Raw genomic sequence first — 19,814 nt, forward strand, 5'->3', positions numbered from 1 at the left:
TGGAAGGAAAAATGCACGATGCTGTCGCTAACAGCAAGCCACGGTACATCTTTCACGCCAGATGAATGACATGGGAAGGAACTCTATAAGAATCTAAGCGGCAAGGGCAAGCAGTTTTGCTGGTTCTATCGAGATATGACCTCGATATTTATAAGATTTTAGTAGCTAGGAAATAGTGATGTACATACCTAAAGCATTTGAAGTTCATGATCAAGAAAAATTATTCGATTTTATAAAAAACAATAGTTTCGGCATTTTGTGTTCTCAAAATGAGAATGGACCATTTGCGACCCATTTCTACTTGATGTAGACAAAGGCAAAAACGGTGTATTGCTGAGGCATATGGCAAAACACAATCTGCACTGGAATCATTGCATGGAAAAAAGGTTCTTGTCGTTTTCCCTGACCCCCATGCGTATATTTCAGCATCCTGTTATAACGAAAAAAATACTATCCCGACGTGGAATTATGTATCTGTTCACGTATATGGAACATTTACATTAATGGAGACAAAAGAGGAGCTAGTGACAGCCATAGAAAAGACAGTGAAAGTTTACGAATCATCGTTGCCTCATCCTTGGAATATGAATGCCCATGATCCATTTATAGATGGTTTGCTAAATGGCATTGTCGGTTTTGAAATCTCCATTAACGAAATAGAGGAGAAATGGAAGTTAAGTCAGAATCGTTCGATCCAAAGACAACATCGCGTGATCCATGGTTTAAAAACAACAAACCAATATCATTCGCAAGAAATTGCAAAAATGATGGAAGAAAATCTAAAAAGGTAAGCAAACAATATGCGCTTACCTTCTTGCCCCTTAATACACATCTCTTTTCGTAAACACAGCAAAAGAAACAACAAATCCAATGAAGCCCCAAACCGCCAGAACGGCCATAGAAAATCCGAGTGTCATTCCATTGATTGGCGGTGCTGTGCCGCTAATGTAATCAGTGAGGCGCAAATTGACCATAAACAAATATTTCGCTGACTCCCAAGAAGAGACCATGCTCGATAATATCGCCCCGGAAATGAGCGCTGCTAACATAATTCCCATCACAGCAGCTGTGCTTCTCATCAAAACTGAAAGCATGAATGTTAATGTACCGACAATAATAGAAACAAACCAAGCAAGTCCTAATTCGATAAGCAAATACTGCCATTGCGGAAGTAAATGAACGTTTGAAGTATTTAATTCTTCCCCGTTAATTGTAAATCCTGTTAATAATGGTAAATTCCATCCCTTGTATCCAAATACCGCTCCTGAGATAAGATAAGAGATGATCGTTACCGATAACAAAATAAATGAAATCGATAAAATCATGGCTATGTATTTGCTGAGTAAAATTCGCCACCTTTTTACAGGCCTTGTTAAAAGCAATTTGATGGTACCCCCGCTCGCTTCCGAAGACACTAAATCAGCAGCAATGACCATAACCATAAGCGGAAGAAACAAGTCAATGGAGTTTTCGATAAACATTCGCATAAAAGTTGGCGCGCCCGGCGCTGATGGATTAATATCATGATCTAAATAGTATTGCTGTTGCTGGAGACGAATTTGTAAATATTTCCTCCATTCGTCAGACAGACCGCTTGAATTTAATCGATTTTGTGCATCAATAATTTGTTGCTGAAGTTGAGTCCGCCAATCGTTGGTTCCTAGCCTCTCTTGCAAGTCTTGAACATGTTTAAATTGGGCATATGTAAAGAGAGCGACGAGAACGGCGATAATGGCAGCAATGATGAAAAGGCGCTTTTTCCGAACAATTTTTACCATTTCGTTGTGAACGAGGTTAATCAATCGTCTCCCCTCCCGTCAGGTCGATAAATAAATCTTCTAGCGTCGGCAGTTTCGGTTGAATTTCGCTTACTTCCACCCCTGCTTGTACCAATTTCTCATTCCATTTTGGAAGCTGTTTTGCTTCATATGGGGTAATCAGCGTGCCACCTTGTACACTAATGACCACTGTTTCTTTCGATAAAATGTTTTTAGCGGTCTCAACAGGATTCACTTTCCAAGCAACACGTGCCTGCTCTTTTAAAAGATGTTCGACTGTATCAATTCGAATCATCTTCCCTTTGGACATAATCGCAACACGGTCACACATTAATTGAATTTCGCTTAACAAATGGGAAGATACTAACACGCTTAATCCTTCTGTCTCCGCTAAAAAGCGAATAAACTCACGCATTTCCCGAATCCCAACCGGATCTAATCCGTTCGTTGGTTCATCTAAAATCAAGATTTTCGGTTTCCCAAGTAGCGCCTGAGCAATACCAAGGCGTTGCCGCATCCCTAATGAATACGTTCTTACCCGATCGTGGATCCGATTTTGCAGCCCGACTAATTCAACAACTTCCACAATTCGCTCTTTGGGAATATCAGGTACCATTCGAGCAAAATGTTCAAGGTTTTCCCATCCGCTTAAATAAGGGTAAAGCTCCGGATTTTCGACGATGCAGCCAATATTTCGAATTGCTTTGGAAAATTGGCGATGTAGATCATACCCACATATAGAGATATGTCCGGATGTCGGCTTAATCAGTCCAACAAGCATACGAATGGTCGTCGTTTTTCCGGCACCATTTGGACCTAAAAACCCAAATACTTCCCCCTCGGTTAATTCAAACGAAAGACCTTTAATAATTTCTTTATTTCGAATCGTTTTTCGCAAATCTGTAACGACGAGGGTAGCGTTTTTTGTCATTTGCCTTCCTCCTTTGTGAGCGTAATCAAGGAAGCTACACGTTCACCAATTCGTTTGTATCCTTCTTTATTCGGATGAAATTTATCGCTATAAAGATAATCATTGACATGAAGTTCAAACAAATCAAACGTCGGAACAGCGATGATGTTTGGATAACGGGCGGCGATTTCCGCTGAGTCAAAATTCCACTGGCGCACAATCGCCGATGTTGTTTTGGCATCACGAAGATCGTTAAACGGATTGTAAAGACCGATGTAAAATACAATAGCCTGCGGATTGACCGTGCGAATCGTTTTGAAAATCGTATCTAAATTTTGAAGGTAATCGACTTTCGCTTTATTAATTCGGTCAATCGAAAAATGACTTAGCGTTTCCCCACCTTGAAACAAGTCGTTCCCGCCGATGGTCATCAAGATGACATCCGCTTGTTGGAGCTGTCGGCGCACCTCTATTTGTTGAAGCTGCTTGACTAATCCAGCGGATCGTTGTCCTTTAATGGCTAAATTCGCCATCGAAATAGGTTGCTTCGTTTTTCCCTTCAGTTCATCAAGTACATAGCCGACATACCCTTTCCCGCTTTCATCTCCCGTTCCCCGGGTCAATGAATCACCGAGCGCAACAAGATAGAACCTCTCCTTTTTGTCGTTTGACGTTCCCCCCAAATGTGATTCTTTTACCGGGGATACAGCTCCGTGAAAAAATTGATCTTTGATTGTCATTCCTAATCCGGCAAGCCACAATCCGCTTGCAAGGATAGAGAGAATTGTGATGACCTTAACTGTAGTTACTTTCACGGTACCATCCTTTCTATCAGAGCCCATTTATTATTTACATCATACAACATCTGTCCGTATTAAGCACTTATAAAGAGCCGATGATAATGCAGGTCAACCATGATAAATGTTAAAAATGTGAAAAGCCCGCTCGGTATTTAAAAAGAGAGAAATGTACTGACTGTTCAAAACGTCTAATGCTAAGCGGTTCCGTTTGGATGTTTTGAAAGTATTGTTAGGTCACAAAAAAGAGATTAATTGTAACACATTTCTTTTACAATTAATCTCTTCTTAATAGCGATGTGATGCTTTTATTCAGCCGCATGGCGAATAGTTAAAAATTTATTGATCCATGCTCCAATGTAGCAACTTATTACGGAAGGTATTAATGCTATGAAGGAGCCAATTCCTTGTGAAATAAACAAATCATGTCTTCCGTGAATGATAACCGATAAAACATTGATTATAGGGATAAATACGGCTAAAGCAATACTAAATTTCCATGCTCCGCTCGGATATATACCCCCTAAAAATACTCCAAATATGAACAATAGAATAATCGCATTAAAAGGTTCATCTGCATTATAATCTGTAATTGCAATTAAAGCGCCTAGCGTAATAGACAAACTATACAACCATCGTCTTAAGAATGTTTGATTTACTTCCATTTCCTTATTCCTCCTACTCCTTTGTTGAAAAACTTTAGGTGCCAAAAGAATGTTATATAGAGTATATAATATTCCCTCTTCTCTTTATGTCAATTGGGAAAACACAAATATGGACATAGATTTCCTACATTATTAATTATAAGTATTTTGGCAATCCGAAGTTTTCAAGTAACTAAGTAAAAAATTTATAATAAATATATTATGTAAATTAAATGTTCTCCTCTTTCATAACATGAAAACTTTCATACTCTGTTTATTCGCTTTTCGTAAGGAATTATGTTAATGAACCTGTGTCATGTCGTAAGTAAAGAAATGCTTGTCCTTTTTACACAAATGAAACTCGTTCATAAATTATGATTATTTCCTACACCCATTCATATATATTAGCGATATCTTATAATTTTTTTGAATGGGGTGTCGTTATGAAAAGGGTGGGCAAAGATGATTTTGTCTCTGGTTTTGTCCCAAATCATAATCACGGTTCAGTGGATTATACTTCTGTTGAAGATGGGCATGTACATCAATGTTTAGATATCACATCGCCACCAATTCCTACGGAAGATGGAAGCCACATCCACTATACTGAAGGTTATGTGTTATATGAAGATGGGCATACACATTATTATCGAGCATACTCAGGTCCAGCTATTCCAGTTGGAGATGGCATGCACGTACATTATTACGATTTCTACACAACAGAAGATCACGGTCATAGACATCGTGTGACAGGTGTTGATAAGCCCGCTCCCGGAACCCGCTGAACTCACCTTTGTTTCTATTATCTACACGAAAAAAGCAGCCATAAATAAGGCTGCTTTTTAATTGCTATTCTCCCAATAGTTTAGCTGGATTATAAAATCAATTTGTTTATTTGTCACTGCTAATTAGTATTGGAATAATATTTTCAAACACATATCCAAGGGGCCAATTGTTCATAATCTTAGCCAACTGCTCAGACAAATGAAACAGTCGCCCAAGCCAAACATTCCACTGTATCATAAGATAACATAATTTTTTATTAAACCTATTATTATAAGCTAGCTTTTTCGTTCGTTGTTGTCGTACATGTTTTATTATGTTTATTTAGAACATAGTTTAATTAAATAAAATAAAAATGATAAATGATTTCAGAAAAAATTAAACACCTTAACCCTATAGAATTTAGGGCTAAGGCTTCTAAGTTACTATACGTTGCCTATTTTGAGATGTTCGGTATTTTTTCACTATCCAATATTGGATAAACAACGCTAGGTTCAAAATAATAAAATTTTTTGAGAAGGTATTTATTTTATTTAGCAAGCGAATCATTTACGGCAAATCTTCGTTTAACGTAATAGATGTTTGCGATCATATTTTCTTGATATGGAATAAATCCTTTCCTTGTTTATCAAACTAAACTCTAAAATAGTAATACCCCTTTTCTTCATTTCAATCAATACGTCGATATTTATAAAACCTTGAACTCAAACGGTTCGTTACATGTGAATTTCGCTTTTGGCACATTAAACCCTCTCCACTTCATTACTTGGCACTGTAAAAAGTCCGTTCATTATTGATTATAAATCTTTGACGCTAAAAATCTTTATACCTATTTTGCATCCTCTTTTTCAAACTTTTTAGGCAGATGCTCTTTTTCGTAAGCATCATCTTCTGCATTGTCTCTAATCGTTTTTTGAAGAACAAACGAAGACATAATTAAAAAGCAGGCGCACACGGCATAATATCCTTTTTCCACTAAAGGCGCATCCAAGTTGTACAAACCGATAAACATAAACCCGCATGACAGTACAAAAGAAGCCCAGGCAAGAAACGTAAACGCCTGGGTGTTACGGCGGCGATAATTCATATTAAATCCCCTCTCCTCATGCAGTCTTTTTCATAATAATGTATTCCATATCGCATATTTTATTGACAATGACTTCAACCATTTAAGTAGAGCATCAGAAAGAGATGACCCTTCATCCAAAAAGAATTCCTCACCAAAAGAAAAGGGTTCACAATGGACTAAGCATCAAATCTACTCAAACAGTTTATTCTACAGAGTTGAACCACCACTAAAAGACACGTCCTGGAAACTGTTTGCGTTAGTATCCTTATGGAAAGATTGATTTTCCTGACTAGGTTGGGAGTAAATTTGCTCATAGATGTTTATTCTTTTCTTCTGATTCTAAAAATCAGGAAACGGAAAATCGTCTAAAACCAAATGTTTCTGCTCCCGTATGGCTTATTATCTCTTTTGTAAATAATCGATAATTCCCATAGCACAAACCTTTAAATCTAAGCTAATAATCTCATAAACATCTGCTTCTCGAGGTACATTCTGTTTATCTAAAAACGCGCTAATCATTTCAAAAAGATCTCTGGATACAGCATCTGTTTTTTCTTCAAAAGAAGCGTTAGGATTGTCTTTCGTGATTCTTTCACCAACTTCCACAAACTTTGGCAGCCAGTACCTTAATTGCTCAAAAGCAGCACTTGGGTTGTTCGACATTCCAAAATGTCCAAAATAAATTCGCTCGATATTTAAGCTCTCGAGACGATCAGCAGAATCTAACATCGTTGTTGGATTAAATTGATTTGGTGATGTCGAAGGTAAATAAAATTCTAATCCGTACTCAAGCAATTGAGGGTAAAAAACTCCAACAGTATCTCCCGTGAAAACTCCATTACTGCGAGAATCATAAATGGAAAAATGATGATTTGCATGTCCAGGCGTATGAAGGAATGTCAATGTGCGATTTTCGCCAATTTGTAATATATCGCCATCCTCCATTGTAAATAGACGTTCTTCTGTAACAGGTAAGATTGGATTAAACAATTCATCAAATTTCTCACGGTAAACAGCTTGCGCACCTTGAATTAATCTTGAAGGATCGGCTAAGTGTCGTTTTCCCTTTGGGTGGACGATGACATTTGCATTCGGGCACTTGTCAAGTAATAGACCTACACCGCCCGCATGATCAAGATGAATGTGGGTGACAATAATGTTTTTGATGTTCTTTGCCGCGATCCCTAACGTTTCTAATCCTTTTAGTAAATACGGAATGGAGGGACTTGCACTTGTTTCAATAATCGTTAATTTCTCTTCATGAAGCACATATGTACCTGTTCGTTGAGCAACTCCTAAATCAAAAACATCAATTAACGAAATTCCATGACCTAAATCAATCGGTTTTTGCATATCTTTTTCTTCTCTCCTACTCATCTATTCTTACTGAATATTCTATCAAATAACAGATTGATAAGGAATAGATATTCTTCTAAATTTTGGATTGATGATAAATGTGAGCATCATAAAAATTGCTGCAATATGATATCATGCCAAAACACACAGGTGACCTGACAGAAAGAGATTGCTCAGGTCACCCATACTAAATTACTAATTACTCTAAATTGCTATGTTGTTTTAATGCGCTTTCGTGCTTGATATTTTGTACAGCTGCATACTGCAAGCATATGGCATCAAAAATTAAATGCATACATTGATCGAAGAGAGAACTTAATGGTTGTACGCTTTTTTTCTCATGGCCGCGGCGATATTTGGTCGCTGCAGGAACATGAATAGTGAGTGATGCATTTGCGGCTAGTTCCGATGCAACATCAGTGGTAAAAGCAATTACGTAGCAATCGAGCTGTTTGGCTTTTTCAGCAATCCAGACAGTACTTTTGGTTGTCCCGGAACCAGATACAACAACCAATGTGTCTCCTTTTTGAAGCGCGGGAGTAATGGTCTCACCTACCACGTAGACGTTCGCTCCAAGGTGCATGAGCCGCATTGCAAATGCTTTTGCCATTAATCCCGAACGTCCTTCCCCAGCAATAAAAATCCGATTTGCTTTTTGAAGAAGAGTGGCTACATGTTCAATATTCATATGATCAAAATCCTGAAAAACCTGCTCCATTTCATAAAAAATAGTTTGAATAGGATGTTTCATCGTTAATCCTCCATAAATAAAATAGATTGTTTTAATTCTCTCGCTGCTTTTACTTTATCTGCGGCTTGCGTTATTGCAGAACCAACAATAATAATCAAGGGATTGAATGGCTTAATTTTTTCGATTGAATCGATAGAAATCCCTCCGGCAATCGCCAATGTGCGGTCCTCCAGAATGTTAAAGCGATCGAAAGAATGTTCAGCTTTCGAAACAGAAAGCTCTTGCTCGTCTTTGCTTAAATGGGCGCAGAAAATGGCATCCTTGCATTCTATTAATTTTCGTAACGTTGTTTCATTTACGTTCAATAAATCAATCATAATGTTCCTCTTTCGTTTTGCTGCTTCGTTCAAGCATGTTTCAATAGTAACTAATGGAGCCACTCCCATAACAGTAATGATGTCGGCCCCTGCCTCAAAGCATAGCTCACACTCGTACTTAGCGTTATCGATTGTTTTGATATCGGCGACAAGCGGTTTATCGGGAAATACATTTTTGATGGTATAAATGCTTTTGATACCAAATTCTTTAATTAGCGATGTACCAACTTCAATCCAATCAATATAGCAATTTACTTCCTTTGTTATTTTGATGGCTTTGTCAACTGTCATTCGATCAAGGGCGAGCTGAATATACATAGTAATTCTCCTTATTTTTTATTTACCCGCTTCTTCGGGGGAGCTTTATCAATTTATAATGTTCTTCCCGCTAGAAGATTCCCGGATAATCAACTTACATGGAAACGTATACAGTTCTGAACCAACGCGTTCCTTATTGATTTGCTTAAGTAAAAGCTCTGCCGCTTTCTTTCCCATTTCATATGCCGGCTGTGCAATTGTTGTAATAGTTGGGTTTGAAATGTTGGCAAACGGGATGTTATCAAAAACAACAATAGCTAAATCTTGCGGAATACAAACACGATTTTCTTTTATAAATGTCATGACTTCAAAAAAAGACAAATCATTTCCTGCGACTAATGCAGTTGGTTTTTCAGGCAAAGTAAACACCGTTTTCAGTTGAGAAAGGATATTTTTTATGTCTGTTGATATCATGTATTCGGGCTTTATTTTTATACTATAGTCTCTTAATGCTTGCTTATATCCGTTTACCCGTTCGATACGTGGATAAATCGTTAAAGGGGGAGTTACAATCGCAATTTTCCTATGCCCCTTTTGAATAAGATGAGAGACAGCCTGATGCGTCGCTTCTTTATTATTCACTACAATCGTATTTACATTCACTCCATCAATTTTTCGGTCAACAAAAACGATAGGATAGTTCTCTTTTTCCATCTGCTTATACAGTTCGATATTTTCACCCGTTGGAAAAACAATTAATCCATCAACCTGTCTCGCACGTAACATTTCAATATATTTTCTTTCCTTTACAGGATCATCATCAGCGTTGCATACAATAGCGTGCATATCATGTTCATGGCAATAGTCTTCAATTGCCCTGCTTATTTCTGTGGAAACTCGATGCATGATATTAGCTACAATAATACCGATCATCGCTGTTCGTTTTTGTTTCAAACTCCGTGCTATATAATTTGGACGGTATCCCAGTTTTTCGATAGCCGCCCTTATCTTCTCTTTCGTTTCGTCCCCCATATGCTCATATCGTTTATTTAAAAACTGTGATACAGTGCTTTTAGAAACCCCAGCTTCTTTAGCTACATCAGCCATTGTTACTCTTCTCATTGGACATCTTCCTCTTAATTTTATTAGCTAGATTTAGATTTTTCGTGTTTCCATTTTAGCAAGTATTATTTAGTTTATCCAGTATATGGGGATAAAGATTATTCATCTCGATCAAATAATTGCATCCAGAAAATAAATTAACAGCGTTGTTTGGCATTTGTTACTTTCTCAACAAAGCAGCGGGCTGTTTCCTTAATTTTCAGTAAATAATCACTCGTAACTTCTTTATTCGTATCTAACAATGTACTGCCCACCCCCACTGCAACGGCACCTGCTTTTATATAATCTGTTACATTTTTTAAAGTTATGCCACCTGTTGGTAAGAGCGGGATATGAGGAAATGGCCCGGATATTGCTTTTATATATTCTGGACCAAGAACATTTGCCGGAAAAATTTTAACTGCATCTGCCCCATGCTCATATGCAGTTAAAATTTCTGATGGTGTCATTGCTCCTGATATACATAGTATCCCATATCTTTTTACAGCACGAATGGTTTCTACATTCACTGTTGGAGAAAACACAAATTGTGCCCCCGCCAAAATAGCTGCTCTTGCGGTTTCCGCATCTAGCACCGTTCCCGCTCCTACTGTTGTGTCATTGGCAAATTCGGAGCGCAGCTTTTCTATCATTTGCAATGCCTTCGGTGTCTCCATCGTAATTTCAAGTGCTGTCACTCCCCCTTCTTGCAATGCTTGGGCAATCGGAATAATTGTATTTAAAGTTGCATTGCGAATAACGGCCACAATTCCTTTTCTTTCTATATCATAAATATTCATATTCTCTCTCCCTATAGATTTAATAAATGAACTATGCTAGCTTAAAATATTTATAGTATAATAATAATTCAGAGATCCCCTATTTTTGTGCTTGATGAACTTCCCATTCATCAGGCACATTTTTTATTTTTTGCCTATTTACTCCTTTAACAGCAGCAATCGTTAAGAAAGATGAAAGGAACAAAGAACCAGCCATGAAAATGTATGACGCACCAAATTCTCCTGTTATCCCATTTAAATAACCGACAATGTAGGATCCTACAAACGAACCAAGTGCACCCATACTATTAATTAAAGCCATCGCACCGCCGGCAACATTGCGGGGCAAGATTTCCGGAATAATCGCGAAGAATGGACCATACGGTGCATACATTGTAGCTCCCGCGATAACAAGCAGGATAAATGAAATCCAAAAGTAGCTCGTTCCAATTAAATAAGATGCATAAAACGCAACGGATCCAATCAGTAAAAACGGCCATACAAATCCAGTTCGATTTAATGTTTTATCGGAAAAGTAAGAAGAGCTGAGCATAAATACAATGGCAAAAATGTACGGAATGGATGATAACCATCCGGTTGTAACGATATCCATATTAGGCGCAGCTTTAATAATAGATGGAAGCCACATGACAAATCCGTATACTCCAATGCTCCATAGAGCATATTGTAAACTTAATAAAATAACAGTTTTTGATTTAAACGCTTCCACATAATTTTTGACTGGTTTTAAATCTTGTTGTTCTTGTGCTAATTGTTCTTGTAATTGTTGTTTTTCTTCTACAGTTAACCATGTCGCGTCTTTCGGCTCATCATTGACTAACTTCCACCAAATAAATGCCCATATAACCGCCGGGAAACCTTCAATAACAAACATCCATCTCCATCCAACTGCTTCAACTAAATATCCAGATAAAATGGACATCCATAATACAGTTGCTGGGTTTCCCAGAATTAAAAATGTGTTAGCTCGTGAGCGTTCCTCTCTTGTGAACCAGTGACTTAAAAATACGAGCATTGAAGGCATCACTGCACTTTCTACTACCCCAAGCAAAAAACGAATAACAATTAATAATTTAATGTCGCTCACTAGCCCTGTTGCACTAGCAAGCCCTCCCCAAAGAATTAATGACCAAAAAATAAGTTTTTTAGCACTTTTATTTTCCGCATAATGAGCTCCAGGTATCTGAAAAAAGAAATATCCGAGAAAAAATAGTGATCCTAATAACGAGGACATGGCTGCTGAAATCTGTAAATCTTCAGCCATTCCACCCGCAGCCCCAAATCCATAATTCGCACGGTCCAAGTAAGCTAAGCTATACGTGATAAAAGAAATGGGAATAAGCCGATACCATCGCGATTTTGCAATTGTGTTTTGCATTTTATTCCCTCCCTACAGAATGTTTTATAAACTGTTCCAATTCAGTTCGAGTAGGATACCCATCGCTATCCCCTGCCGATTGAACGGCTAAAGCTCCAATCGCGTTCCCCCGCAAAACCGCTTCACGAACTGGAATCCCTTCAAGTAAACCACTGACTAGTCCCACAGCAAAACCATCACCAGCTCCCACTGTATCTATTACTTTTGAAACTTTATAGCTGTTTACATATCCTTCTTCATTATGGGATTTGTAAAAAGCTCCCTCACTTCCTAATTTAACAACCACAAGCTTTACTCCTCTTTCTAAATAAAAGGAAGCTATATCACTCGGTTGGGTGAATCCTGTTAAAAATTCTCCTTCTTGAATGCCTGGTAATACGAAATCGCTTTCAAAAGCAATTTTATTTATTATTTTTCTCATTTCTTTGTGGGATTTCCACAAAGATGGCCTTAGATTAGGATCAAATGATACGGTCTTTCCTTCCATTTTCATAAATGATTGGACATGTTTTGCAAATTCTCTCATTGAGTTAGAAAGAGCTAATGGAATTCCTGTCATATGTAAATGTCTTGCTGATCGAAAATAAGCTTCATCAAAATCATCGATACTTAAATGACTAGCTGCTGAACCTTTTCGAAAATATTGTACTTCGGGATCGCCATTCATCACCTTCGATTTTAATTGAAACCCGGTTGGAAATTTCTTATCGATCATCACTTGATCGATATTCACGTTTTCCTGTTGTAAATGTTGGATAATATACTTTCCAAAAATATCATCCCCTACTTTACTTACCCAGCCGCTTTTCAAACCCAATCTCGCAAATCCGATAGCTGTATTCACTTCCGCCCCGGCTAGCGATCGACTAAAACAACGAACGCTATGAAGGGGGCCTACCTCATTTGCGATAAACATGACCATTGCTTCTCCAAATGTGACTACATCCATTTATTTACTCCTTTCTTTTTCTCTGATTTTCTGAAAATACTAATATAACGTTGTATCATTTGAGCGTTTTCTATTGGAAACTCTAATGCAACAGGTAAATCTTGTGAAAGCACATCCAAAATCCTTCTCCATTCTGCTGATTCGTCTAGCGGCAACGGCAAAGTACTCCATTTTCCATTATCTATTTCCACATGTTTAAGGTGAACGTATTTGATAAACTTATAGAACTGATGTAACGCATCATAAACATTTTCACCACTATATTTCCAGTTCCCGATATCAAATGTCATATTAACTGGTAGTTTATAAATGGAAGCGCTTTTAAAAAAACAAAGCAAATGATGAATAGATCCTCCGCAAGAAGTCTGATCATTTTCCACCAGCAAATGGATTTCATTCCCGTTTTCATATAACAGTTGTTTTAAATGATGGATATCAGAGCGGTTTGGCTGATAAAAGCCTAATGACACTTTGATCAGCGTTGCCCCTAATTCTTTCGCTTCGTGTATAACGGAATTTAATTCTTCGTCATTCAAAGCCCCACATCGTTTCCATAGGGGAATTGGTGCGGAATACACAATAAATAATCCATAGTCCATGATTATATTTTTTAACCTTGTCAAGGGATAATCGTTTTGTGTAAGCAATTCTCTACGAATCTCCACACCATCTGCGCCCGTTTCCGAAATAATTGGAATAAAAAATTCCTGACCTTTTTCTATTACTCTCTCACTTTGGAAAACATTTAATGGTACGATAATTTTCCTCATTTACAGCTCACCCCCTCTTCAAGCATTTCTGTAAATCGATTTAGTAAATCGATTTACAGAAATTATAACATCATGTAAGCGCTTTTTCAATATAAATTATTTGAATAATCTATATTTTTTTAAATCTATATTATAATTCCAATTCAAAACACTACGCTTTACTTATTTAGTGTCAGGTGGCAAAACCCCCTTTCTTTCATTCATTAAAAAAGAAAATGCAATCTGTTTAATTATTTGTACAAGAAAAAGCGGGCAAAAATGCCCGCTTTTTGAAATTAAAATTTAGATTGATAGTTTTCGATTTCCCAAGCATGCACAGCAGTACGGTAGCTGTTCCATTCTGCTCTTTTCATGGCGACGTATTCACCAAAAACGTGATCGCCAAGTGTTTTACGGCCGATCGTGCCGTTTTCGAACTCTTCAATCGCTGCTCCTAAGCTGGATGGAAGATTTTCGATACCAAGATGTGCGCGACGCTCCTCTGTCATATGGAAAATATCTTCGTCAATTGGAGCCGGCGCTTGTAAGCCCTTTTCAATCCCCTCAAGGCCTGCGGCAGCAATGACTGCAAACGCTAAATATGGGTTCGCTGATGGGTCTGGACAGCGAAGCTCTACGCGTGTGGCCAAACCTCTTTTTGCCGGGATACGAATTAACGCTGAACGGTTAGAAGCCGACCACCCAATATAACAAGGAGCTTCATAACCCGGTACAAGACGTTTATAAGAGTTCACTAATGGGTTTGTAATAGCCGCAAAGCTTTTTACGTTCGCTATTAAGCCAGCAATAAATTGATACGCTGCTTCAGAAAGTTGATTTTCATCGCTAGGATCGAAGAATGCATTTTCACCATCTTTGAATAATGACATGTTCACGTGCATACCAGAACCATTAATTCCGAATACAGGTTTTGGCATAAACGTTGCGTGTAAGCCGTATTTGCTTGCGATTGTTTTCACGACCCATTTATACGTTGTCGCATTGTCGGCAGAGCCTAATGCGTCTGCATATTTAAAATTGATTTCATGTTGTCCCTCTGCAACTTCATGATGAGACGCTTCAATTGTAAAGCCCATTGCCTTTAATGCACGGTAAATTTCTAGACGAACACGCTCACCAAGGTCTTTAGGAGACGGTTCGAAGTATCCACCATTATCTTGCAGTTCTGTCGTAGGATTTCCGTTCTCGTCTGCTTTAAATAGGAAGAACTCCAACTCTGGACCAACAGAAATCGTGAATCCTTTTTCCGCTGCACGTTCAACAGTTTTCTTTAATACGTTGCGAGGATCCCCTTCAAATAATGTTCCATCAGGATTTGTAACCGAGCAAAGAAAGCGAGCTTCAGCGTATCCTTCTTCTTCTGTCCACGGCAATACGGCAAACGTGTTTAAGTCAGGAAGAAGGTAGAGATCTGATTGGTTGATAGGAGAAAAACCTTTGATTGAAGAACCATCGAACATGATTTTTCCTTCGACAACGTCGTCAAGCTGTTCCGCAGTAACCGTTACATGCTTTAAAATTCCTTCGATGTCGACAAATTGGAGATGTAAAAGTTCTACATGTTTTTGTTTGATGATGTTTTTAATTTGTTCAAGGACCGCCACATCATGATTTACTTGAGAAGCAACCACTCTCGACATGTCAGATAACCTCACATTCAAATGTTTAGTTTTATAACATGAGTTTATTATATTGAAACATTCTTGTTTTGACAATACCTTTTTTATAAATATTTCTGCATTTTTATAAGAAAACGTTTTCGTAATCTGTGCGTTTTTCTTTAGCATCTATGCGCCCCATCCCATATCTATAAATAAAAAGCGATGGTTTATAAACCATCGCTTTTATTTATAGATTGACATCTATTTATCCAACTCCGCTTTTTCTTGAATTATTTCAACATTTTTATACAAATAAGTTCTTCAATAATATGACTTGAAGATAAAAATACCCTACTATCAAAAGTAGATGGCATCTTGCTTGCACAGGAGCCCCCACCTCTGTACTCCGCCTTTCTTTGTATAATGAGGAAAAAGGAAAAACCGTTGATAAAGGACTCTTAGTCGTTCTTTGCCAACTCAGTGGCCGAAAGTCGAAAACGTTGAACATAGGTCGCGCGTCTGCTATAGGCGGAAAAGAAACGTACCGTCAGCAGACAAAGACCTCCGAAAAGAGCGGCTGTCTGATCATGTCTCTTCCAGTCCTGCCCTGATACATGGGGCAAGTAAAGTCAATAGTGCTTGGTGCGTTGGTACTGCTGGACACTCGCAAGCTCTCACTTCCAGTCGTTACGAAACTTCGACTGAGTAGGGAGTTGACAGCTAAGAAAAGAAAAAGTCTTAACTATCATGCGTTTCATTCTGTTTGCCTCTACATCGAGTATAACATAATGAAAGCCGCTTCTTGAACGAGCGGCTTGTGACATCATGAAGCCAAATCGTTGGATAATGGCGCTTTTCGATGATTGCGAATCGCCCACCATACAGCGGCGGCCCAACCAAATACGATGATGGCATAGATAGGGGTATACCAATTTTCTGCAATTCCCCAAGCATGTAACAATGTTCGCACATTCGTGAAGATGATAAGCCCACCAACGAGAACACCAAGCAAATGGGATGGCATGATTTTGACAAGCCATGCAGCGATAGGAGCGGCGAAGAGCCCTCCTAGCATGAGGGTTCCAACCCAAAACCAATTGACATCTTCCCATCCTAAGGAAATAAAGAATCCAAGTGTTGCCGAAACTGCTACGGCAAACTCAGACGTATCAACAGTCCCTACTACTTTTCGTGCTTCTATTCCTTTTTTGGCAAGAAGAACAGGCGTAGCGATCGGTCCCCATCCTCCTCCGCCGGTCGCATCAAGGAAACCAGCCAATAAACCTAACGGAATCAACTGACTCTTTGACAGTTTTTGGGGCTGTTTTTGTTCTTGAGATGAATGAAGAAAAAGAAAACGATATATGATGTAAAATCCAAGTGCTAATAGAAAAAGAGAAACGTACGGCTTAATCAAGTCTCCGGGAAGATTGCTCAAAAAACATGCCCCGACAAACGCTCCAATCGAGCCAGGAATAATAAGTTTCATCACCATCTCACGATCAACGTTCCCAAATTTTAAATGTGACGCACCAGAAGCTGCTGTTGTCGCAACCTCCGCTAAATGAACCGAAGCTGAAGCGACCGCCGGGGCGATCCCAAATGTAAGCAATAATGTCGTGGAAGTCACTCCATACGCCATCCCAAGTGAACCGTCAATGAGTTGAGCAATAAAGCCAATTATTACAAACACCAACAGTTTTTTCATCGTTCCAGTCCTCCAATTTTTTTACTGAATAACAAAAAAGTTTATTATTGTGTTTATTATCGCGTTTATTCCTTGTGCCCCCCCTCCATAAGAAAAAAAGGCATGAAATCGTTAATACGACTTCATGCCTTCAGTTTGTCTGATCAGCATGCGTATATTTGAATTTTTTAATCATTTTATTAATTCTTACATTAATACCAACTAATCCTACTTGTCAAGTGTGTTTTTTAAATAAAAAGCAACTCACTATGATGAGTGGCTGCTCTAGTGGGCGCGTTAATTCTTATGGCGATTGCAATAAATAGGCATGGCTCATGCAAAAAAGCAGTTAATCCTTTTTGATTCTGATCAATATTTTGGGTAAAACGTTCATCACTTACATACCAATCAGCCATTCCACAGAAAATTTCGATGATGCAATCGTAAAAATAGTCGGTGAATAATTGTCTTAATTCGTCAACCGCTTCCTGAGCTTGTGCATCTTCAGGTCCATACGCCATTCGAGCAATGATTCTCTGATAAATATGATTCTATTTTACTCTTCTTTTGAATGCGTCCACGTTCGCTTCTCTACCTGCCCTCTTACTCCTTTTCTAATGTTCCTCGATTCCTCTCATATCGAAGCCTTCAAACATTTCGTTCCTCTCCATCTCTATTCCTCCTTCCATCGATTGAAGTGTTTTTTCTACCGTCTTGATCATTTCTTCGAGCCGCTCTGTCTTTTTGATAAGCATTCTTTATGGACTTGCAGCGCTTTTTTCTGACAAAGTGAGGACGGTCGAGAAGGTGTTTGATTTTTCGAAGGCGAAAGCCCATTTCCTTGAAAAAGAGAATTTGTTGTAATCACTAAAGATTCCGCTTTGAATACAGGCGATAACCATACGCTATAACGTATCTAAGATGAGAAGTCCGATTTGATCATAATAATGCAATGTACGTACACTAATCCCTGACATATCCGCTACTCCCTTGACTCGATACGGCATTTCTTTGCCTGCAACTCGATAACATTACAGTCAATCCAAAACATAAAAAAGTGTTTGGAACCATCCCCAAACACTCCATCGTTACGACAAGAGCTTGTTTTCATAGTATTCCTGAACATGATTCGTTTGATAAAACGCGCGGTAATTTAGGAGACAAACGATCATTGATGAAATGGATGCAACAACAAGAAGCGTGAACACGATGAAAATTTGGTATTTGACAGCGGCAATCGGCTCTGCTCCAGCTAAAATCATTCCTGTCATCGTGCCGGGAATTTGCACAAGTCCCATTGTTTTTAATGTGTCGATCGTTGGGATCATGGCAATTTTAATGGCATGGCGCTTCATTTCTTTCTCCTTCTTGTCTTCCTCCTTTTTCATTGCTTCGAGTACGACACTCGCAGCGACCATCGCCGTCCCTGAAAACATGCCGGCAACAGGGATGATGTATTGCGCTTCAAATGGAATGATATGACAAATAAGCCATAAACCGATGGGAATTCCCACAGATACTATCATTCCAGAAAAAACAAGAAAAAATGTTCGTTTCATATCAAGTCCCCGCTTCGATACATTGAGTGAAGCGATAACGATCATAACCAACACATATCCAGTAATGACATACCATCGTTCAAAAGAAAAAATGTATGATATACAATATCCCAATAACAATAATTGAGCAAATCCCCTAAGTGATGACCAAAGAATTTCTTTTTCTAGTTTTAACGCTTGTTGATATGACACAATGATGGGCACAAAGATGAACAATAAAACAGCTAGTAATGCTGTATATGGCACTTCTTTCAATGAGAACACCCTTTCTTTTGAGACAACATCATGAGTTCAATATCGTTGTAAAATGAGCGGTAGACCGATTTTTTCCATTCTTCTTATTCCTTTATCTTGAAATCTCGATTTCTCATATAACTTATTTGTTTCATTGACAGCCAAAACAATCTCGTTGATGTTTGGGAAATGCTTCATCACAAACGCAGTGAGAAGATGAAAGGCTCGTTTTGTGCATCGTTTTCCTTGGTGAATCAAATTAACAGAAAATGCTCGGATTAACATCGTGTTACGATTATTCGTAAAAGAGGCAATGTTTTTCCCTTCATGTAAAACAAAAAAGCCAACCGTCGTATCTCTATAGAGGATAACAACAGGATGACGATATGGATCTCGTACTGACAAATCAATGACTCCAGATAGTTAGAGCGGTAAACTTGGCTTTTCCTTTTGTAAGATCAAACGTCTGTAAAACAGCACATGTCCAGGCTGATAAAAACAAAGTTATACCGCCGATAAGTTGCTCTCGGTTTTAGGCGTTATCATCTTACTGTCAACTCCTTTTTAATGGATGATAAGACTATTTTATACAATTCTCTTATTTTTTGGAATGATTTGTTCTATTTACAAGAATAGAATGGGAACTGTCTGCAAATGACCGTTCTCTTAGCGCCATTATGATTTTTCTTTGCGATCTTTCCTCCATGAACCTGATGGAATGAGAGGAAGGTGTGCTGCTTGATCAGCTGGATATACGTATACGTATCCTTCGATATCTTGTTCGCTATCTTTGATCCAAATTCGCTCGTATTCGTTATGATGTCCGCCTTCTTCATAGTCTTCGAGTTCATCCATTCGCTTCAATCCTTCTTCTGTAACGGTAAGCCATTCACCGATCACCTCATATCCATCTCCGCTCACAACCAGTGCAGGATATGCTCCCACGTCATAAAGCCAGCCTTTTACTTTCCCCGGTTGTACCTTGCGTAAATAAGGTGCGACAATATGATGGTTTTCTTCGCCCACTAATAATGTCCCATAAACAAATACTTGATACATTCGCTCACCCATGCAA

The 19,814-nt window shown here is 38.4% G+C and carries 23 protein-coding genes; 3 read left to right on the forward strand and 20 right to left on the reverse strand.

Translation table 11 applies throughout. From position 1 onward, the window contains the following. Positions 1-178: 178 nt before the first annotated feature. Positions 179-310, forward strand: a complete 132-nt coding sequence (locus tag ISX45_RS20055; RefSeq protein WP_309505674.1) for an FMN-binding negative transcriptional regulator — start codon at positions 179-181, stop codon at positions 308-310. Between the two features lie 61 nt (positions 311-371). After that, positions 372-791, forward strand: coding sequence for an FMN-binding negative transcriptional regulator (locus tag ISX45_RS06690; RefSeq protein WP_309505675.1), 420 nt, complete (start codon positions 372-374; stop codon positions 789-791). Between the two features lie 30 nt (positions 792-821). Here the strand turns inward: ISX45_RS06690 and ISX45_RS06695 are convergent, their stop codons facing one another. From ISX45_RS06695 to ISX45_RS06710, 4 genes are all read right to left on the reverse strand, one after another. Further along, on the reverse strand, positions 822-1,802 hold the full coding sequence (locus ISX45_RS06695) for an ABC transporter permease (RefSeq protein ID WP_194520328.1): 981 nt from the start codon (positions 1,800-1,802) through the stop codon (positions 822-824). Beyond that, entirely contained in the window at positions 1,795-2,709 is a 915-nt protein-coding gene (locus ISX45_RS06700; RefSeq protein WP_194520329.1) for an ABC transporter ATP-binding protein, read from the reverse strand. The genes ISX45_RS06695 and ISX45_RS06700 overlap by 8 nt, the downstream gene beginning before the upstream one ends. Further along, a complete protein-coding gene (locus tag ISX45_RS06705) occupies positions 2,706-3,503 on the reverse strand; it encodes an SGNH/GDSL hydrolase family protein (protein WP_194520330.1) in 798 nt (265 codons plus the stop codon). The genes ISX45_RS06700 and ISX45_RS06705 overlap by 4 nt, the downstream gene beginning before the upstream one ends. 290 nt (positions 3,504-3,793) lie before the next feature. Beyond that, positions 3,794-4,150 (reverse strand): hypothetical protein, encoded by a 357-nt coding sequence (locus tag ISX45_RS06710; protein ID WP_194520331.1) that lies wholly within the window; start codon positions 4,148-4,150, stop codon positions 3,794-3,796. 422 nt (positions 4,151-4,572) lie between these two features. Here ISX45_RS06710 and ISX45_RS06715 point away from each other — a divergent pair, with 422 nt between their 5' ends. Next, entirely contained in the window at positions 4,573-4,911 is a 339-nt protein-coding gene (locus ISX45_RS06715) for a YmaF family protein (protein WP_194520332.1), read from the forward strand. An 827-nt stretch (positions 4,912-5,738) separates the two neighbouring features. Here the strand turns inward: ISX45_RS06715 and ISX45_RS06720 are convergent. From ISX45_RS06720 to ISX45_RS06790, 16 genes are all read right to left on the reverse strand, one after another. Further along, positions 5,739-5,996, reverse strand: coding sequence for a YiaA/YiaB family inner membrane protein (locus ISX45_RS06720; RefSeq protein WP_181556146.1), 258 nt, complete (start codon positions 5,994-5,996; stop codon positions 5,739-5,741). A gap of 381 nt (positions 5,997-6,377) precedes the next feature. Beyond that, positions 6,378-7,331 (reverse strand): MBL fold metallo-hydrolase, encoded by a 954-nt coding sequence (locus tag ISX45_RS06725; RefSeq protein ID WP_194520333.1) that lies wholly within the window; start codon positions 7,329-7,331, stop codon positions 6,378-6,380. Between the two features lie 202 nt (positions 7,332-7,533). After that, positions 7,534-8,085, reverse strand: a complete 552-nt coding sequence (hxlB, locus tag ISX45_RS06730) for a 6-phospho-3-hexuloisomerase (protein ID WP_181556148.1) — start codon at positions 8,083-8,085, stop codon at positions 7,534-7,536. A gap of 2 nt (positions 8,086-8,087) precedes the next feature. Continuing rightward, positions 8,088-8,720, reverse strand: a complete 633-nt coding sequence (gene hxlA, locus ISX45_RS06735; protein WP_194520334.1) for a 3-hexulose-6-phosphate synthase — start codon at positions 8,718-8,720, stop codon at positions 8,088-8,090. 48 nt (positions 8,721-8,768) lie between these two features. Beyond that, positions 8,769-9,782, reverse strand: a complete 1,014-nt coding sequence (locus tag ISX45_RS06740) for a LacI family DNA-binding transcriptional regulator (protein ID WP_194520335.1) — start codon at positions 9,780-9,782, stop codon at positions 8,769-8,771. A gap of 137 nt (positions 9,783-9,919) precedes the next feature. Then, positions 9,920-10,561 (reverse strand): bifunctional 4-hydroxy-2-oxoglutarate aldolase/2-dehydro-3-deoxy-phosphogluconate aldolase, encoded by a 642-nt coding sequence (locus ISX45_RS06745; protein WP_181556151.1) that lies wholly within the window; start codon positions 10,559-10,561, stop codon positions 9,920-9,922. A gap of 79 nt (positions 10,562-10,640) precedes the next feature. Continuing rightward, the gene (locus ISX45_RS06750; RefSeq protein WP_194520336.1) at positions 10,641-11,939 is read right to left on the reverse strand and encodes an MFS transporter; all 1,299 of its coding nucleotides are present in this window, start codon (positions 11,937-11,939) and stop codon (positions 10,641-10,643) included. Position 11,940: 1 nt separating this feature from the next. After that, positions 11,941-12,888 (reverse strand): sugar kinase, encoded by a 948-nt coding sequence (locus tag ISX45_RS06755; protein WP_194520337.1) that lies wholly within the window; start codon positions 12,886-12,888, stop codon positions 11,941-11,943. Next, the gene (locus ISX45_RS06760; RefSeq protein WP_181556154.1) at positions 12,879-13,658 is read right to left on the reverse strand and encodes a sugar phosphate isomerase/epimerase family protein; all 780 of its coding nucleotides are present in this window, start codon (positions 13,656-13,658) and stop codon (positions 12,879-12,881) included. Before ISX45_RS06760 ends, ISX45_RS06755 begins: the two co-directional genes overlap by 10 nt. Positions 13,659-13,933: 275 nt before the next feature. Continuing rightward, on the reverse strand, positions 13,934-15,298 hold the full coding sequence (locus tag ISX45_RS06765; protein WP_194520338.1) for a glutamine synthetase family protein: 1,365 nt from the start codon (positions 15,296-15,298) through the stop codon (positions 13,934-13,936). 784 nt (positions 15,299-16,082) lie between these two features. Beyond that, positions 16,083-16,967, reverse strand: a complete 885-nt coding sequence (locus ISX45_RS06770) for a sulfite exporter TauE/SafE family protein (RefSeq protein ID WP_181556156.1) — start codon at positions 16,965-16,967, stop codon at positions 16,083-16,085. 227 nt (positions 16,968-17,194) lie between these two features. Beyond that, a complete protein-coding gene (locus tag ISX45_RS19540; RefSeq protein ID WP_233414517.1) occupies positions 17,195-17,467 on the reverse strand; it encodes a TipAS antibiotic-recognition domain-containing protein in 273 nt (90 codons plus the stop codon). A gap of 384 nt (positions 17,468-17,851) precedes the next feature. Continuing rightward, positions 17,852-17,953 (reverse strand): MerR family DNA-binding transcriptional regulator, encoded by a 102-nt coding sequence (locus ISX45_RS19545; RefSeq protein WP_228485655.1) that lies wholly within the window; start codon positions 17,951-17,953, stop codon positions 17,852-17,854. Positions 17,954-18,034: 81 nt separating this feature from the next. Further along, positions 18,035-18,751 (reverse strand): ABC transporter permease, encoded by a 717-nt coding sequence (locus ISX45_RS06780; RefSeq protein WP_228485712.1) that lies wholly within the window; start codon positions 18,749-18,751, stop codon positions 18,035-18,037. Positions 18,752-18,796: 45 nt separating this feature from the next. Beyond that, complete coding sequence (locus ISX45_RS06785; protein WP_194520340.1) at positions 18,797-19,144, reverse strand: GNAT family N-acetyltransferase; 348 nt, start codon at positions 19,142-19,144, stop codon at positions 18,797-18,799. Positions 19,145-19,414: 270 nt separating this feature from the next. Further along, a complete protein-coding gene (locus ISX45_RS06790) occupies positions 19,415-19,810 on the reverse strand; it encodes a gamma-glutamylcyclotransferase family protein (protein WP_194520341.1) in 396 nt (131 codons plus the stop codon). Between the last annotated feature and the right edge of the window lie 4 nt (positions 19,811-19,814).

The organism is Thermaerobacillus caldiproteolyticus (assembly GCF_015326725.1).
GTDB lineage: Bacteria > Bacillota > Bacilli > Bacillales > Anoxybacillaceae > Thermaerobacillus > Thermaerobacillus caldiproteolyticus.

Coding starts and splice junctions, on each gene's coding strand:
- ISX45_RS20055 (WP_309505674.1), top strand. CDS start 179: ATGTACATACCTAAAGCATTTGAAGTTCATGATCAAGAAAAATTATTC.
- ISX45_RS06700 (WP_194520329.1), bottom strand. CDS start 2,709: ATGACAAAAAACGCTACCCTCGTCGTTACAGATTTGCGAAAAACGATT.
- ISX45_RS06710 (WP_194520331.1), bottom strand. CDS start 4,150: ATGGAAGTAAATCAAACATTCTTAAGACGATGGTTGTATAGTTTGTCT.
- ISX45_RS06715 (WP_194520332.1), top strand. CDS start 4,573: ATGAAAAGGGTGGGCAAAGATGATTTTGTCTCTGGTTTTGTCCCAAAT.
- ISX45_RS06720 (WP_181556146.1), bottom strand. CDS start 5,996: ATGAATTATCGCCGCCGTAACACCCAGGCGTTTACGTTTCTTGCCTGG.
- ISX45_RS06725 (WP_194520333.1), bottom strand. CDS start 7,331: ATGCAAAAACCGATTGATTTAGGTCATGGAATTTCGTTAATTGATGTT.
- hxlB (WP_181556148.1), bottom strand. CDS start 8,085: ATGAAACATCCTATTCAAACTATTTTTTATGAAATGGAGCAGGTTTTT.
- hxlA (WP_194520334.1), bottom strand. CDS start 8,720: ATGTATATTCAGCTCGCCCTTGATCGAATGACAGTTGACAAAGCCATC.
- ISX45_RS06740 (WP_194520335.1), bottom strand. CDS start 9,782: ATGAGAAGAGTAACAATGGCTGATGTAGCTAAAGAAGCTGGGGTTTCT.
- ISX45_RS06745 (WP_181556151.1), bottom strand. CDS start 10,561: ATGAATATTTATGATATAGAAAGAAAAGGAATTGTGGCCGTTATTCGC.
- ISX45_RS06750 (WP_194520336.1), bottom strand. CDS start 11,939: ATGCAAAACACAATTGCAAAATCGCGATGGTATCGGCTTATTCCCATT.
- ISX45_RS06755 (WP_194520337.1), bottom strand. CDS start 12,888: ATGGATGTAGTCACATTTGGAGAAGCAATGGTCATGTTTATCGCAAAT.
- ISX45_RS06760 (WP_181556154.1), bottom strand. CDS start 13,658: ATGAGGAAAATTATCGTACCATTAAATGTTTTCCAAAGTGAGAGAGTA.
- ISX45_RS06765 (WP_194520338.1), bottom strand. CDS start 15,298: ATGTCGAGAGTGGTTGCTTCTCAAGTAAATCATGATGTGGCGGTCCTT.
- ISX45_RS06770 (WP_181556156.1), bottom strand. CDS start 16,967: ATGAAAAAACTGTTGGTGTTTGTAATAATTGGCTTTATTGCTCAACTC.
- ISX45_RS19540 (WP_233414517.1), bottom strand. CDS start 17,467: ATGGCGTATGGACCTGAAGATGCACAAGCTCAGGAAGCGGTTGACGAA.
- ISX45_RS19545 (WP_228485655.1), bottom strand. CDS start 17,953: ATGCCGTATCGAGTCAAGGGAGTAGCGGATATGTCAGGGATTAGTGTA.
- ISX45_RS06790 (WP_194520341.1), bottom strand. CDS start 19,810: ATGGGTGAGCGAATGTATCAAGTATTTGTTTATGGGACATTATTAGTG.